The sequence below is a fragment of the Kordiimonas sp. UBA4487 genome (assembly GCF_002389025.1).
In the GTDB taxonomy this organism is placed as follows: Bacteria; Pseudomonadota; Alphaproteobacteria; order Sphingomonadales; family Kordiimonadaceae; genus Kordiimonas; species Kordiimonas lacus.
Genome location: NZ_DGNR01000012.1, coordinates 310,870 through 326,064, shown reverse-complemented (window position 1 = coordinate 326,064; position 15,195 = coordinate 310,870). Strand labels below are relative to the sequence as shown.

Here is a 15,195-nt window from a genome sequence, read left to right as displayed (position 1 = left end):
TCTCGTGTCAGCCCCCGGGGGCTTCAAACACCGGTACAATCGTTGATAATCCGGCAACAAATTATTGCCTTAACCCAGGGCCCTGCGACTTCCGCGACGCCCGCCAATCTGATACAAGCAGCGCATGAAATTCGTAGACCAGACCAGAGTATTTGTTCAAAGCGGCAAGGGTGGAAACGGCTGTGTTTCCTTCCGGCGTGAGAAATATATCGAATTCGGCGGCCCCAACGGGGGTGACGGCGGCAAAGGCGGCGACGTGATTGTTGAAGCGGTAGCCGGGCTGAACACGCTCGTCGATTACCGCTACAAGCGTCACTATAAGGCGCAAAAGGGCCAGCACGGCATGGGCAAGAACATGACCGGCGCGTCTGGCGACGACCTGATCATGCAGGTGCCTGTTGGTACCCAGGTTTACGACGAAGACATGGAATTCCAGATCGCTGACCTCTCGAAGGTGGGCGACCGTGTGGTGCTTGCGAAGGGCGGCGAAGGCGGCTTGGGGAACACCCACTTCAAATCCTCCACCAACCGCGCGCCACGGCGCACGACGCCGGGCGGCGAGAGCGAGGAAATGTATGTGGTGCTGCGCCTGAAGCTTATCGCGGACGCCGGCCTTGTGGGCCTGCCGAATGCGGGCAAATCCACCTTCCTTTCCGCCGTATCGCGCGCCAAGCCGAAGATCGCGGATTATCCCTTCACCACCATCAGCCCGCAGCTGGGCGTTGTGGGCGTGGGCGAAAACGAATTTGTCCTGGCGGACATCCCGGGCCTGATTGAAGGCGCGCACGAAGGCCACGGGCTGGGCACACGCTTCCTTGGCCATGTGGAACGCTGCGGTGTGCTGTTGCACCTGGTGGACGGCACGCAGGAAGATGTGGTCGCGGCCTATGAGACCATCATGGAAGAGCTGACCGAATATGGCGGCGGCCTTCGGGACAAACCGATGATTGTCGGCCTCAATAAATGCGACGCCATCCCAGAAGACGAGCTTGAAGAAAAGCGCGTTGCCCTGCAGGACGCAGCGGCGCGCCCCGTCATGGTGCTGTCGGGCGCCACGCAGGAAGGCGTGCGCGATGTGCTGTCTGCCCTGTGGGACGTGGTCAAGGAAGATATCGCCCAGCGCCATATCGAAGAAGATGGGTCTGAAGAAGACGACAGCACGTCAACCGGCGGCAGCTGGTCTCCCATCTAAGCAAATGGAATGCGCCCCATGGAAAGTGCCTTATCAGCGGTAAAGACTGCCCGCCGTCTTGTTATCAAGATCGGCTCCGCACTGCTTGTTGATAAGGACACCCGGGGGCTCAGGCGTGACTGGCTGGCGGCCCTTGCCGATGATGTGGCGGCGCTGAGGGCCAGTGGCACACAGGTTATCCTGGTCTCATCGGGCGCAATTGCCATGGGCATGGCGCCCCTTGGTTTCACCAGCCGCCCCGAAAAGCTTGAAGAAGCCCAGGCGGCGGCAAGCGTGGGGCAGATCCGGCTCGCGCAGGCCTACCAGTCGCTGTTCGAGCATCATGACATTGTGATCGGCCAGATTTTGCTGACCATCCATGAGCTGGAGCAGCGCCCGGCGTACCTCAATGCCCGCAACACGGTTGAGGCGCTTCTGGAGCGCGGCGTGATCCCGGTGATCAACGAGAATGACACGGTGGCCACCAGTGAGATTCGCTTCGGCGACAACGACCGGCTGGCGGCCCGCGTGGCCCAGATGGTGGGCGCGGATACGCTGGTGCTGCTCTCGGACATCGATGGCCTGTATGATAGCGATCCGACCACGAACCCGAACGCCAAATTCTTTGACCGGGTCGAGGCGATCACGCCGGAGGTGGAAGCCATGGCTGGCCCGCCATCCAAAACCACGCCCGGCACCGGCGGCATGATCACCAAGCTGATGGCTGCCAAGATCGCGCTGGCCGGCGGCTGTTCAATGATCATCATGAACGGCAAGGAAGCGCACCCGATCGGGCGGCTTGAGGCGGGCGAACGCGCTACCCTGTTCCCGGCCACGACCGATGCGCTGACGGTCCGCAAACAGTGGATCAGAAGCCTGATGGCGCCCAGGGGCTATCTGCATATTGATGCAGGTGCCGTGGCTGCGCTCAAGAAAGGCGCGAGCCTTCTGGCGGCTGGTGTGACGGAAGTGGACGGTGGCTTTGACCGCGGCGACCTAGTGGCCTTCATGGGCCCGGACGGCCATCTGGTAGGACAAGGCCTTGTGTCCTACGACCATATCGACGCTACAAAGATCCAGGGCCGCAAGATGCAGGATGTCTATGATATCCTCGGTTATGTTGGACGGTCGGCGCTGGTGCACCGCGACGACCTGGTTTTACTTTAAAGGAGGAAGACGATGGACGATATTCAGAATATTTCCACCATGATGCGGACAATGGGCGAGCGGGCGAAAGCCGCCGCGGCCGCGCTCGCGCTCGCCTCCACCGACACCAAGAACAAGGCCCTGTTGAAGGCCGCAGACGCGCTGAAGAAAAACGTGCCCGCCATTCTGGAGGCCAATGAAAAAGACCTGGAGTATGGCCGCGAAAAGGGCCTCTCGGACGCCATGATGGACCGGCTGGCGCTTGACCGCAGCCGCATCATCGCCATCGCCAAAAGCCTTGAGGACATCGCCAAACTGCCTGACCCGGTGGGCGACACCATGGCCGAATGGGACCGCCCGAACGGGCTCAAGATCGCGCGCGTGCGCGTGCCTCTTGGCGTGATTGGTGTGATTTATGAAAGCCGCCCGAATGTGACGGCAGACGCCGGCGCCCTGTGCCTGAAGGCCGGCAACGCGGTGATCCTGCGGGGCGGCAGCGACAGCCTGAACAGTTCCGGTGCGATCCATGCGTGCCTCAAGGAAGGGCTTGAAGCCGCTGGCCTGCCCACAGACGCCATCCAGCTTGTGACCACCCGCGACCGTGCGGCCGTGGGCGAAATGCTGACCATGACAGGCCTGATTGATATCATCGTGCCGCGGGGTGGCCGGTCGTTGGTGGAGCGCGTGCAGAATGAGAGCCGCGTGCCCGTGTTCGCGCACCTCGAGGGTATCTGCCATGTCTATATAGACAAGGCGGCTGACCCCCAGAAAGCACTTGATGTTGCCGTGAACGCCAAGATGCGCCGCACCGGCATTTGCGGGGCCGCCGAAACCCTGCTGGTGGACAAGGACGCCGAAGCCACCGCGATTTTCACAGTTGGCGCCCTGCTTGATGCCGGCTGTGAAGTGCGCGGCGATGAAGGCATGCAGGCGCTGGATGACCGGGTGAAGCCCGCCACGGACGCCGACTGGAAAACCGAATATCTGGATGCGATCATCTCCGCCAAATTCGTGGACGGGGTCGAGGGCGCCATCGCCCACATCGCGGAAAATTCATCCGGCCACACGGAAAGCATCGTCACCGAAGATGTTGATGCGGCCGAAAAGTTCCTGCGTGAAGTCGACAGCGCCATCGTGATGCACAATGCCTCCACCCAGTTCGCCGACGGCGGCGAGTTCGGCATGGGCGCCGAAATCGGCATCGCAACAGGCCGCATTCACGCCCGTGGCCCGGTGGGGCTGGAGCAACTCACCAGCTTCAAATATCAGGTTCGCGGCAGCGGCCAAACAAGGCCATAACTGGATTGTTGCGAAGCCGAAACATAATTCTGCCCGAGGCCGCCCGGTGGCGTGGCCGCACCGTGGCGCTTTATGGTGGCAGCTTCAACCCGGCGCACAAGGGCCACCGGCGCGTGGCGCGTGAGTGCCTCAAGCGCCTGGGGGTGGATGCCGTCTGGTTCCTGGTGAGCCCCGGCAACCCTTTGAAGGACGCCGGGCATATGGCGGACTTTGAGAAACGCTTCGCGAGCATCAGTGCGCTGGTGTCGGGCCACCCGCGCATGATGGTGACGGATATCGAAGCCCGTTTGGGCACGCGCTACAGCGCCGATACCATCACGGAACTACAGAAACAGATGCCCCACACCCGCTTCATCTGGGTGATGGGTGCAGACAATCTGGCTACCTTCGACAAGTGGCGTGACTGGCGAAAAATTGCCCACGCGCTGCCCATTGCGGTTTTTGACCGTCCGGGGTATTCTATAGCTGGACAGAACGCCAAGTTTGCCCGCGTGTTTGGGCGCTTCCGCACGACAGTGGAACAGCTTGGCAAGTCCGCTTCACCGGCCTGGGCCTTTTTGACAATACCGCGTCATCCGGCCTCGGCTACAAAGCTTCGTCAGCAACTGGGTGAGACCTGGCTGACAAGCGAACAGTAGAAAGGATTATTACTTGCAAGCTTCATCGGAGACGCTCAGCGTCACTGATCCTATCCCGGTTGTGAAAACCGAGGATCTTCTCAAATCGGTCGTCTCGAACCTTGATGACAACAAGGCGGAAGACATTGTTTCCATCAATTTGGCAGGCAAATCCAGCATTGCGGACCATATGGTTATCGCAAGCGGCCGTTCGCAGCGGCAAGTCGCAGCACTTGCTGACTATGTGATCAAGGGAATGAAACAGATTGGCCACAAGGACATTGTGGTACAGGGCCTGGAGCAAGCAGACTGGGTATTGATCGACGCCGGTGACGTGATCGTTCATATTTTCCGCCCGGAAGTCCGCAGCTTCTACAACCTGGACAAAATGTGGGGCACTGAGATTGAAGAAGGCGACACGGTTAACTAAACCGCGTTCCCTGATGTTCAGTCTGATACTTGGGTCTGGGGGCATCAACCCCCTTGTGACCAGTGCCAGATGACCAGTCAGGCGCCGGATGTGGTGGCGCCAAAGGCTTGAGGGTAACAGGGCAGACACGGCCCTGAAGAGGCGATTTTGCTGATTTCAATCATTGCAGTTGGCCGCATGCAGCGCGGACCAGAAATGGATCTTGTGACCCAATATCTGGGGCGCTTGCCGTGGAAGGCCGACATCACGGAAATCGACATCAAGAAGCAGGCCGCAAACGCGGCTGAGCGCAAGGCACGGGAAGCCGAACGCATTCTGGCGGCTGTGCCGATTGGGGCGGCCCTGGTGGCCCTTGATGAACACGGCAAGGCGCTCAAGTCCCGCCAGTTCGCGGGCAAGATAGATGAATGGCAGGCCACGGGCATCAGCCGCGTGGCTTTCGTGATCGGTGGGGCCGACGGGCTGGACCATAGCGTGCTCGCAAAAGCCGACCTTAAGCTGGCGTTCGGCACGCTGACCTGGCCCCACATGATGGTGCGCGCCATGCTGGCGGAACAAATTTACCGCGCGTGGTCAATTAATGCTGGGCATCCCTATCATCGCGACTAGAATGCCCCAATAGCGACAGAAAATAAGGCCAAACTTGAAATCAAACATAGCAGGTATGCGGAAAGAGTAAGTAGATGACCACCACACCAAAACCCGTAGTCCTTTGTATCCTGGACGGTTGGGGCTATCGCGATCAAACGGCCGACAATGCCATCAAACTGGCAAACACCCCGAATTACGACCGCCTGTGGTCCAGCGTGCCGCGCGCATGGCTGGCGACCAGTGGCCTGGCTGTGGGCCTGCCCGACGGCCAGATGGGCAACAGTGAAGTGGGCCACATGAACCTGGGCGGCGGCCGCGTGGTGCTGCAGGACCTGCCGCGCATCGATGACGCGGTCAAGTCCGGCGCGCTGGCGAAAAATGTGGAACTTCAATCCTTTATTGAAAAGATGAAGACCTCAGGCGGCACCGCGCACCTGATGGGGCTGATGTCCCCCGGCGGGGTACACAGCCACCAGGACCATATCGCGGCACTGGCGACTATCATCGCAGGTGAAGGCGTGCCTGTGCGCATCCATGCCTTCATGGACGGGCGGGATACGCCGCCACGGTCTGCGCTTGAGTTTCTCGACAAATTCGAAGCCGATATTGCAGACGCGCCAAACACAGTCATCTCAACCGTTACTGGCCGCTATTGGGCCATGGACCGCGACAAGCGCTGGGACCGGGTGAAGAAAGCCTATGACGCCCTGGTATCAGGCGAAGGCCAGCAGCAGGCGGATAGCGCCAAGGCGGCTGTGGAAGCGTCCTACGCCCGCGACGAAAACGACGAGTTTGTCGCCGCCACCACCATCGGCAGTTACGACGGCATGAAAGACGGCGACGGCTTCATCATGGCCAACTTCCGCGCCGACCGCGCGCGTGAGATCCTGACCGCCATGGTCGACCCGGCCTTTGACGGGTTCGAGCGCGGCACCTTGCCAAAATTCACCGCCGTTGCCGGCATGGTCGAGTTTTCCGCAGCGCTGAACGAATTCCTGCCCGTCCTGTTCCCGTCGGAAGAGATCAACAATTCGCTCGGCCAGGTGCTGGCAGACAATGGCATCAACCAGCTGCGTATCGCGGAGACCGAGAAATACGCCCATGTGACCTTCTTCTTCAACGGCGGGTCCGAGGACGTATTCAAAGGCGAAGACCGTATCCTGGTGCCGTCCCCTGATGTCGCCACCTACGACCTGAAGCCCGAAATGAGCGCACCTGAAGTGACAGACAAGCTGGTGGAAGCCATCAAGTCGGGCACCTATGGCGCGATTGTTGTCAATTACGCCAACCCGGACATGGTGGGCCACACCGGCGTGCTGTCAGCGGCCATCAAGGCGGTTGAAACCATCGACGGCTGCATCGGGCGCCTCGAGGAAGCCATCCTGGAGGTTGGCGGCGCTATGCTGGTGACTGCAGACCACGGCAATGTGGAGATGATGAAGGACGAAAGCACCGGCCAGGCCCACACGGCGCACACCAGCTTTGATGTGCCTGTGCTGATGATCGGCAGCGACAAGGGCATGAAAGACGGCCGCCTGGCGGACGTGGCGCCCACCATGCTGGCGCTTCTGGGCCTTGACCAACCGACGGAGATGACCGGCCACAACTTGCTGACTGAAACACAGCAAGCTTCCAGCGAGGGCCGGGCCACTGCGTAAAGGCGCGGCATACTGGAGCTTCAGCGTCAGCCTGCTGGCGCTGATGAGCCTTGCCGCGGTGGCGCCCGAGGCCGCCGCACAGGACCGCAAGGATGCGGCAGAAACCAACCTTGAGCGGCTGGAACGCCAGCAGGAACTCAAGGAAAAGGAACGGCTGGCACTTGAGGAGGCCGCGAAAGAGGCCGCCGAAGAAGCCCGCCAGCTTTCCGAAGACCTTGTGGCCGCCGCGCGGGACATCCGCATGAGCGAAGAAGAAGCCATCCGGCTTGAGGACCGCATCAAGGACCTTGAGACAGAGACGGCGCTGAAAAAAGACCAGTTGGGTGCCCGGCGGGGAGAGCTTCTGAAGCTGTTATCAGCGCTACAGCGCCTGTCGAAGCGGCCTGTGGCTTTCACCCTGGTGCAGCCCAGCGAAGCCATCACAACGGCCCGCACCGCATCGCTGATGGGCAACCTAGTGCCGGAGATCAACCGCCAGACAGAAACCTTGCGGGAAGAGCTTGGTATCCTTGCCTCCCTGCAGGAAGCCCTGAGCGAAGAGCGTTTTGCGCTGAAAAATACCTTGGCCGAGTTAACCCAACGTCAACTAAAACTTGGTTCACTCTTAGATAAGCGAAAAGCGGAGGCTGAGAGGGCGACCGCGCAGGCCGAAGGGCTGGCCAAAGAATTGGCCGATATTGCGGAAAAAGCGTCCAGCCTGAGGGATTTGGTCGAAAAACTGGAACAGCAGGCCGCAAAACGGGCGGAAATTGCACCGGTTCCTGTTACGCCTAGGCAGAAGCCGGTTGTTCCCCTGCCCGCGCCGACCTTGCGGACGCCGATTACCCGGATGAAAGGTCGGCTGACCTATCCGGCGATTGGATCGGTTATCAAGCGGTTCGGGGAAGTGGACGGCGCTGTGCATGTCAGGGGTATCCGCATCGGTACGCGGGAAAATGCCCAGGTGGTATCGCCCTATGACGGCCAGATTGTTTTTGCGGGACCGTTCAGGAACTATGGACAGCTCTTGATCATCTCGCACGGTGATGGCTACCATAGCCTTCTGGCAGGGCTTGAGACGCTGCAGGCAGTGGTAGGCCAGTGGGTTCTGGCGGGAGAACCCGTAGGTTCCATGAGCGACAACAAGGCCACGGCCGAGCTCTATCTGGAACTGAGGCACAATGGGGAATCGGTTGATCCGGCCCCGTGGCTGAGCAGACAAACAGCATCTGCGCGTTAAGGCGTGCAGGGTTACGAGTGTTAACGATGAAAGGTGTCAACATGCGGAAACTTATTACCGGGACTATGGTGGCCCTGATGGTGGCCTTCACAGCCCCCGCAGCAGTCCAGGCAGACACGCGCAAGAATCAGGACGAGTTCTACGAGCAGCTTGACCTCCTGATGCGGATTTTCGAGCGCGTCCGGTCCGAGTATGTTGACGAAGTTGACGACAAGGAAGTGATTGAAGCGGCCATCCAGGGCATGCTCCGCTCCCTTGACCCTCACTCCACCTATCTGAACCCTGACATCTACCAGCAGGTTCGCGTCCAGATGGAAGGCGAATATGGCGGCCTCGGCATCGAGGTGCAGATGGAAAAGGGCGTGGTGAAGGTTGTTTCCCCCATTGATGACACCCCGGCGGACAAGGCCGGCATTCAGGGCGGCGACTATATCACTCACATTGACGGCGAGAGCATCCAGGGCAAAACGCTGACCGAAGCCGTAAAGAAAATGCGCGGCGCCGTGGGCGCACCGATTGTGGTGACCATTATCCGCGAAGGCTATGACGGCCCGTTCGACGTCACCATCGTGCGCGAAAAGATCATGGTCCAATCCGTGCGTCACCGCGTGGAAGATGACACCATCGGCTATATCCGTATCACCACCTTCAACATGCAGACCGGCGAAGGCGTGGAGAAGGCCATCGAGGCGATCAAGTCCCAACTGGGGCCGGACCTTGACGGCGTGATCCTGGACCTGAGGAACAACCCGGGCGGCCTGTTGGACGAAGCCATCCGCGTGTCTGATGCCTTCCTGGACCGCGGCGAGATCGTGTCCACCCGTGGCCGCCGCCGCCAGAACAATAACCGCTGGTATGCGACTTCGGGTGACATGCTGGACGGCCTGCCCGTTGTGGTACTGACGAACGCCTATTCGGCTTCGGCAAGCGAGATTGTAGCCGGTGCGCTGCAGGATCACCGCCGCGCCATCGTGCTGGGCGACAAGACATTCGGCAAGGGCACCGTGCAAAGCGAAATTCGCCTGGGCCGCGCGGGCGACCGCGCCATCCGGCTGACGACCGCGCGCTACTATACGCCAAGCGGCAAGTCGATCCAGGAACGCGGTGTTGAGCCGGATATCGAAGTATTGTTCCCGCGTCCTGCCGGTCAGCGCGGCAACCCACGCCGCGAGGCAGACCTGCAGGGCCACATCGAGAATGACCAGGACAACGTCGACCGCACCGGCGAATTCGACGGCGAATATGATGCCCAGGCCATGACCGACGAGGTCGACAATGTTGGCGAAGCCACCGAAACCAGCGAAACGAGTGACGAACAGGTTGACGTACAGCTCAGGTATGCCATTAAGCTATTGAAGAATATGTCAGGCCTTCCAAAATCACAGGTGGCCGAAGTCCGCTAAGGACCTCCGCTGCACCGCCGGTTTGGACGGCATGACTGAAAACTCAAGAGGGATTCACGATCGTGCCGTCCAGTCTTAATGCTCTTCTGATCGCGTGGGCCGTCAGCCTGATTATCATTGTTGGCGGTACGGTTTACTTTGAACTGTCCTACGACCCGAACGAGAAACTGGCCGCCATGGCCACGCCTGACAATGCGGATGCGGGCGCGGCGACCCCGCCTGTGCAACAGACGGAACCGGCAGACGCTGAACCGACACGCACGGACACCGCTGACGCTACCCCCGGCGAGACACAGATGGACACGGCGGATGAGCCCGCAGAGCTTGCTGCCACCACCCGTGACGAGCCAACGGACGACACGCCTGCCATGCAGCAGGACATGACCACAGGCATGACCCAGCCGGTAGAAAACCCGGCAACCCAGCCAAATTCGCAGACACAGATCCGCAGCGGCATCCGCGTGGATGCGAACTCGGACCTGATTGAACAGACCAACAACGGCCCGCTGCCGCGCGTCTCACCAGAAGGCCGCCGGCCATTTGACGAATATGCCGCACCCCCGCCTCGGAACATGCATCTGCACAAGATTGCCATTGTCATCACCGACATGGGCCAGCGCCGCAACAGCACCCAGCGGGTGATCACCGAGCTGCCCTCTGCCGTAAGCTTTGCTTTCTCGCCCTATTCCACCAATGGGTTTGAATGGGGGGAACAATCCCGCCGCACGGGGCACGAAGTGTTGTTGATGATCCCGATGGAGCCGATCAATTACCCGCAGAATGACCCGGGGCCGTTCACGCTGCTGACCAGCCGGTCCGCGCGCGAAAACATCAACCTGCTGCGGGCATCGCTTGGCCGCATGTCGGGCTATGTGGGCGTGGTGAACCATATGGGGTCGCGCTTCACCGCGGCGTCAGAAAGCCTGCGCCCGGTGCTTGAGGAACTGAACCGGCGCGGCCTGATGCTGCTGGATAGCCGGGCATCGCAATATAGCCGCGCGGCCTCCATGGGGCGTGACCTGGGATTGCCGACAGCCATCAACAATAATTTTGTCGACGAGAATGTGAACCCCGGCGAGATTGCCAAACAGTTGGCAGAACTTGAAAGCCGGGCACGGTCGCTGGATTATGCCGTTGGCATGGGACGGCCATATCCGGTGACGGTTGATGCCATCAAGGTCTGGGCAGCAGGGCTTGAAGAGCGCGGCTTCGTGCTGGTGCCAATCAGCGCTGTTGCCAACAAACAACCCCTGCCGAGATAAGCGTCATGACGGACCTGCCCTACCGCCCCTGTGTGGGGATCATGCTTGTGAACGCTGAGGGCCAGATTTTCACCGGCGAGCGTATCGACACACCCGGCGCCTGGCAGATGCCGCAGGGCGGCATTGATGACGGCGAAACGCCTGAGGTGGCCGCCGTACGCGAGCTTGAAGAAGAGATCGGCGTCGCGCCAGAGCATGTGAAGATCATCAAACAGACCGAAGACTGGGTCACCTATGACCTGCCCCCGCATCTTCTGGGCAAAGCTTGGGGCGGCAAGTATCGCGGCCAGAAGCAGTGCTGGTTCCTGATGGAGCTAAAGGCCGGCGACGATGCCATCAATATCGAAACAGAGCACCCTGAGTTCAGCCAGTGGAAATGGACCACGCCTGAAGCCCTGGTGGCCGAGATTGTCCCTTTCAAGCAGGCAGTCTATACTGAGGTGGTCAACCAGCTGCTGGGATAAGCGCCATGACAGCGAGCACCTTTGCCAATATGCGGTGGGACTTCGATGAGACCAGCATTCTCTGGGAAGGCGGCCGCAGGACCTATGCGCTGTGGGCCTCAAAGCTGAGGGACGAGAAGCTGCCCGGGCGGCACGATTTTTCGCCCAAGGACCTCAGCGCCTCTGTCCTGCCCACCATCATGCTGGTGGATGTCCTCAGCAACCCAACCAGCTTCACCGTACGGCTGGCCGGTACCGGCATCGCGCACATGATGGGCCGCGACCCCACAGGCATGGATGTGGCGTCCTTGCGCGGTGGTGACGTGCTGCAGGCCCGTTTCACGGCGCTGGTGGACGCCGCCCAGCCTTATCTGGCGCTGGACCGCCCTACCCCGTGGCAGCATGAGGAACACCCCACCTATCATGTGCTGGCGCTGCCGCTGGCCCGCGACGGCGAAAACATCGACATGCTGATGCTGAACCTGCATTTTCCCGGTGCGGCCAAGGACTGAATACAACCTCGACAGGGCGAATAAATTCGTCTTATGGTTTCAGGAAATCCCTGCAAAGGCGATACTGGGGCCATGGACAAAACGACGATCATCGAGAAAATCACCGCCTTTCTGACGGGTATCGGCATTCCGGTGCGCGAAGGCACGCTGCCGGAGGATACCTTCCTGCCCGGCATCCGACTGGAACATGGCGGCCTGGTATATGACCCCGCGCGCATGACCTACCCGGGCGACCTGCTGCATGAAGCCGGCCATATCGCCGTTATGGCCCCCAGCCAGCGCGAATCTCGCTTTGCCGACGCCGGTCCAGAGATGGGCGAAGAGATCGCGGCCCAGGCTTGGTCCTATGCTGCCGCAATCGCCTGCGGTATTGAGCCCGAGGTGGTGTTCCATGACCACGGCTACAAGGGCGGCGGGACCCATGCGGCGTCGCTCTACCGCGAAGGCCACTGGCCGGGTGTGCCGCTGCTGGCCTGGATGGGCCTGACAGGCATGCCGGAAGTGGAAGGGCCGATGGCGCACCCCAAATTCCCGGAAATGAAAGCCTGGATGCGGACGGCGGAAGACCCTTCGGCCGCCAATCTGGCAGCCTCATAAGAAAAAAGCGCCGCCCGGTCGGGGCAGCGCTTCTTTATTCTTTCGCCGATTGGCTAGGCTTAGTGAGCGACGATGTCCGCGAGGGCGACCATCCATGCGAGCTCTTTTTCAAAGCCTGCGCGTTCCACATCATCCTTGGCGTCTTCGATGTCTTCGCGGGTATCCGCGATCTTCTTGTTGAGATCGTCCAGGTCCACATCGTCGAGAGACAGGGTCTCTTCGGCGAGGATCGTCAGGCCGGCCGGGCTGATTTGTGCCAGGCCACCCTTGACGAAGAGACGCTCAGGCGTGCCGCCTTCAGTCTCGAAAATCTCAACAACACCAGGGCGGATCGTGGACATCATGGGCGCGTGCGCTGGCAGCGCGGCGAAGTCGCCGTCGGCACCTGGCACAACAATCATCGCTGCCTCAGCGTCCTTGAGAAGGCGCTCAGGAGAAACGATTTCATAGTGAAGGGTATCGGTCATGATGTCCTTGTCCCGTTTCTTTATGCGGCTTCAGCAGCCAGTTTTTCAGCTTTCGCAACAGCCTGCTCGATGTTGCCTACGAGGTAGAAGGCAGCTTCTGGCAGGTGGTCGTATTCACCGGCAACGATCGCCTTGAAGCCACTGATCGTGTCTTCGAGGGATACGAACTCACCGTTAATGCCGGTGAAGATCTCTGCCACGTGGAACGGCTGGGAGAGGAAACGCTGGATCTTACGGGCACGTGCCACAACCAGTTTGTCATCCTCAGAAAGCTCGTCCATACCCAGGATCGCGATGATGTCCTGCAGGGATTTGTATTTCTGCAGTACTTCCTGAACCGAACGCGCAACTTCATAGTGCTCGTCACCGAGAACGCGTGGGTCAAGGATACGGCTGGTGGAATCGAGTGGATCCACAGCTGGGTAAATACCAAGTTCCGCAATCTGACGCGACAGAACTGTTGTTGCGTCAAGGTGTGCGAACGACGTTGCAGGTGCAGGGTCAGTCAGGTCATCCGCAGGTACGTAAACGGCCTGTACGGAAGTGATCGAGCCCTTCTTCGTGGAAGTAATACGCTCCTGCAGGGCACCCATGTCAGTTGCCAGTGTTGGCTGGTAACCCACAGCAGATGGGATACGGCCCAGAAGTGCGGACACCTCTGCACCCGCCTGCGTGAAGCGGAAGATGTTATCTACGAAGAACAGAACGTCCTGGCCTTCCTGGTCACGGAAGTATTCCGCGAGCGTCAGACCAGTCAGGGCCACACGTGCACGGGCTCCTGGAGGTTCGTTCATCTGACCGTATACGAGGGCAGCTTTCGATTCGCCTTCGAGGTTGATAACCTTGGAGTCGATCATCTCGTGGTAAAGGTCGTTACCTTCACGCGTACGCTCACCCACACCGGCGAATACAGAGTAACCACCGTGGCCTTTTGCGATGTTGTTGATCAGCTCCATGATCAGTACGGTCTTGCCCACACCGGCACCACCGAACAGACCAATCTTACCGCCCTTTGCGTAAGGTGCGAGAAGGTCAACCACCTTGATGCCTGTTACCAGGATCTCGGCTTCTGTTGACTGGTCTTCGAAAGAAGGCGCTTCAGCGTGAATTGGGGCAACCTGCTTGTGACCAACAGGACCGCGTTCGTCGATTGGCTCGCCGATCACGTTCAGGATACGACCCAGCGTCTCAGGACCAACAGGAACGGAGATCGGTGCGCCTGTGTCCGTCACTTCCTGACCGCGCACCAGACCGTCGGTGGCGTCCATTGCGATGGTACGAACAGTGTTTTCGCCCAGGTGAGATGCCACTTCGAGAACGAGGCGGGCACCGTTGTTTTCAGTTTCCAGCGCTGACAGGATGGCCGGCAGTTCATTGTCGAACTGTACGTCGACAACAGCACCGATTACCTGTGTTACGCGGCCAGTATTCTTAGCCATTTTTTACACTCCTTCGTGTAATCAAACTCAAAGCGCTTCAGCGCCAGAAATAATTTCGATCAGTTCTTTGGTGATGTTCGCCTGACGCGTACGGTTGTACGTGATGGACAGGCTATCAATCATGTCGCCAGCGTTACGCGTTGCGTTGTCCATTGCGGTCATACGCGCACCCTGCTCGGATGCAGCATTTTCAAGAAGACCACGATAGATTTGCACAGCCACGTTGCGGGGCAGCAGATCATCAAGGATCGCTGTCTCGTCCGGCTCGTAATCATAGGCAGCACCGCCAAGCTCGTCCGCAGCTTCATTTTCATTGGCTGCTTCGGGCAAAGGCGTCGGGATCAGCTGTTGCTTGGTTGTCAGCTGCACCAGGGCAGACTGGAACTTCGCATAGAACAGCGTCGCTACGTCATATTCACCGCGCTCATACATCGCCAGGACTTCCTGGGCGATCGTCTGGGCGTCCGCGAAGCCAAGCTTCTTGATGCCAGACATGTCTTTCACGTCGATGATTTTATCACCAAATTCACGGCGCAGGACGTTGAAGCCCTTTTTGCCGATGCAAAGGATTTTGACCGTCTTGCCGGCTGCAATCAGCTCCCGGAGATGGATACGGGCGGCTTTGACAATGTTGGTATTGAAACCGCCACAGAGACCACGCTCTGAAGAGGCAACAATCACCAGCTCGACATCGTCTTTACCCGTACCAATCAGAAGCGGAGAAGCACCCGGCTGGCCAGCGACGGATGCGCCGAGGCCAGTCAGTACTTTTTCCATCCGCTCTGCGTACGGGCGGGCGGCCTCAGCCGCCTCTTGCGCACGCTTCAGTTTCGACGCAGCAACCATTTTCATGGCCTTGGTAATTTTCTGCGTCGACTTAACCGAATTGATGCGGATTTTTAGATCCTTAAGGCTTGGCATTGCTCAGCCTCTCCTATCCA

16 protein-coding genes are annotated in these 15,195 nt (G+C 59.7%); 13 read left to right on the top strand and 3 right to left on the bottom strand.

Going from position 1 to position 15,195, the window contains the following annotated elements; all coding sequences use genetic code 11:
- Window positions 1-124 precede the first annotated feature (124 nt).
- From obgE to B3Z17_RS10940, 13 genes are all read left to right on the top strand, one after another.
- Window positions 125-1,192: a GTPase ObgE gene (gene obgE / locus B3Z17_RS11000; protein ID WP_068304032.1), complete on the top strand. Its 1,068-nt coding sequence runs from the start codon at window positions 125-127 to the stop codon at window positions 1,190-1,192.
- A gap of 18 nt (window positions 1,193-1,210) precedes the next feature.
- Entirely contained in the window at window positions 1,211-2,338 is a 1,128-nt protein-coding gene (proB, locus tag B3Z17_RS10995) for a glutamate 5-kinase (RefSeq protein WP_286829830.1), read from the top strand.
- Window positions 2,339-2,350: 12 nt separating this feature from the next.
- Window positions 2,351-3,616, top strand: coding sequence for a glutamate-5-semialdehyde dehydrogenase (locus B3Z17_RS10990; protein WP_286829829.1), 1,266 nt, complete (start codon window positions 2,351-2,353; stop codon window positions 3,614-3,616).
- A 5-nt stretch (window positions 3,617-3,621) separates the two neighbouring features.
- Window positions 3,622-4,254 (top strand): nicotinate-nucleotide adenylyltransferase, encoded by a 633-nt coding sequence (locus B3Z17_RS10985; RefSeq protein ID WP_286829828.1) that lies wholly within the window; start codon window positions 3,622-3,624, stop codon window positions 4,252-4,254.
- 13 nt (window positions 4,255-4,267) lie between these two features.
- On the top strand, window positions 4,268-4,663 hold the full coding sequence (rsfS, locus tag B3Z17_RS10980; RefSeq protein ID WP_068304047.1) for a ribosome silencing factor: 396 nt from the start codon (window positions 4,268-4,270) through the stop codon (window positions 4,661-4,663).
- Between the two features lie 147 nt (window positions 4,664-4,810).
- The gene (gene rlmH, locus B3Z17_RS10975) at window positions 4,811-5,272 is read left to right on the top strand and encodes a 23S rRNA (pseudouridine(1915)-N(3))-methyltransferase RlmH (protein ID WP_286829827.1); all 462 of its coding nucleotides are present in this window, start codon (window positions 4,811-4,813) and stop codon (window positions 5,270-5,272) included.
- Between the two features lie 74 nt (window positions 5,273-5,346).
- Entirely contained in the window at window positions 5,347-6,912 is a 1,566-nt protein-coding gene (gene gpmI, locus B3Z17_RS10970; RefSeq protein WP_286829826.1) for a 2,3-bisphosphoglycerate-independent phosphoglycerate mutase, read from the top strand.
- A gap of 43 nt (window positions 6,913-6,955) precedes the next feature.
- On the top strand, window positions 6,956-8,131 hold the full coding sequence (locus B3Z17_RS10965; RefSeq protein ID WP_286829825.1) for a murein hydrolase activator EnvC family protein: 1,176 nt from the start codon (window positions 6,956-6,958) through the stop codon (window positions 8,129-8,131).
- Between the two features lie 41 nt (window positions 8,132-8,172).
- Window positions 8,173-9,534, top strand: a complete 1,362-nt coding sequence (locus tag B3Z17_RS10960; RefSeq protein WP_139167561.1) for a S41 family peptidase — start codon at window positions 8,173-8,175, stop codon at window positions 9,532-9,534.
- Window positions 9,535-9,596: 62 nt separating this feature from the next.
- A complete protein-coding gene (locus tag B3Z17_RS10955) occupies window positions 9,597-10,796 on the top strand; it encodes a divergent polysaccharide deacetylase family protein (RefSeq protein WP_286829824.1) in 1,200 nt (399 codons plus the stop codon).
- Between the two features lie 5 nt (window positions 10,797-10,801).
- A complete protein-coding gene (locus B3Z17_RS10950) occupies window positions 10,802-11,260 on the top strand; it encodes an RNA pyrophosphohydrolase (protein WP_286829823.1) in 459 nt (152 codons plus the stop codon).
- 5 nt (window positions 11,261-11,265) lie between these two features.
- Window positions 11,266-11,751 carry a PAS domain-containing protein gene (locus B3Z17_RS10945; protein ID WP_286829822.1) on the top strand — a complete coding sequence of 162 codons (486 nt, stop codon included), beginning with the start codon at window positions 11,266-11,268 and terminating at the stop codon, window positions 11,749-11,751.
- 72 nt (window positions 11,752-11,823) lie between these two features.
- A complete protein-coding gene (locus B3Z17_RS10940; RefSeq protein ID WP_286829821.1) occupies window positions 11,824-12,348 on the top strand; it encodes a hypothetical protein in 525 nt (174 codons plus the stop codon).
- 59 nt (window positions 12,349-12,407) lie between these two features.
- Here the strand turns inward: B3Z17_RS10940 and B3Z17_RS10935 are convergent, their stop codons facing one another.
- From B3Z17_RS10935 to B3Z17_RS10925, 3 genes are read right to left on the bottom strand one after another with little or no spacing between them, the layout of a single operon-like run.
- Window positions 12,408-12,815: a F0F1 ATP synthase subunit epsilon gene (locus tag B3Z17_RS10935; protein ID WP_068304066.1), complete on the bottom strand. Its 408-nt coding sequence runs from the start codon at window positions 12,813-12,815 to the stop codon at window positions 12,408-12,410.
- 20 nt (window positions 12,816-12,835) lie between these two features.
- On the bottom strand, window positions 12,836-14,254 hold the full coding sequence (atpD, locus tag B3Z17_RS10930; RefSeq protein WP_068304069.1) for a F0F1 ATP synthase subunit beta: 1,419 nt from the start codon (window positions 14,252-14,254) through the stop codon (window positions 12,836-12,838).
- Between the two features lie 27 nt (window positions 14,255-14,281).
- Window positions 14,282-15,175 (bottom strand): F0F1 ATP synthase subunit gamma, encoded by an 894-nt coding sequence (locus B3Z17_RS10925; protein WP_068304071.1) that lies wholly within the window; start codon window positions 15,173-15,175, stop codon window positions 14,282-14,284.
- Window positions 15,176-15,195: the final 20 nt, after the last annotated feature.

Bases quoted from the DNA above. Each gene is read 5' to 3' on its own strand.
- obgE (WP_068304032.1), top strand. From the start codon at position 125: ATGAAATTCGTAGACCAGACCAGAGTATTTGTTCAAAGCGGCAAGGGT.
- B3Z17_RS10950 (WP_286829823.1), top strand. From the start codon at position 10,802: ATGACGGACCTGCCCTACCGCCCCTGTGTGGGGATCATGCTTGTGAAC.
- atpD (WP_068304069.1), bottom strand. From the start codon at position 14,254: ATGGCTAAGAATACTGGCCGCGTAACACAGGTAATCGGTGCTGTTGTC.
- B3Z17_RS10925 (WP_068304071.1), bottom strand. From the start codon at position 15,175: ATGCCAAGCCTTAAGGATCTAAAAATCCGCATCAATTCGGTTAAGTCG.
- B3Z17_RS10940 (WP_286829821.1), top strand. From the start codon at position 11,824: ATGGACAAAACGACGATCATCGAGAAAATCACCGCCTTTCTGACGGGT.
- gpmI (WP_286829826.1), top strand. From the start codon at position 5,347: ATGACCACCACACCAAAACCCGTAGTCCTTTGTATCCTGGACGGTTGG.
- B3Z17_RS10990 (WP_286829829.1), top strand. From the start codon at position 2,351: ATGGACGATATTCAGAATATTTCCACCATGATGCGGACAATGGGCGAG.
- proB (WP_286829830.1), top strand. From the start codon at position 1,211: ATGGAAAGTGCCTTATCAGCGGTAAAGACTGCCCGCCGTCTTGTTATC.
- B3Z17_RS10935 (WP_068304066.1), bottom strand. From the start codon at position 12,815: ATGACCGATACCCTTCACTATGAAATCGTTTCTCCTGAGCGCCTTCTC.
- B3Z17_RS10960 (WP_139167561.1), top strand. From the start codon at position 8,173: ATGCGGAAACTTATTACCGGGACTATGGTGGCCCTGATGGTGGCCTTC.
- B3Z17_RS10965 (WP_286829825.1), top strand. From the start codon at position 6,956: ATGAGCCTTGCCGCGGTGGCGCCCGAGGCCGCCGCACAGGACCGCAAG.
- B3Z17_RS10945 (WP_286829822.1), top strand. From the start codon at position 11,266: ATGACAGCGAGCACCTTTGCCAATATGCGGTGGGACTTCGATGAGACC.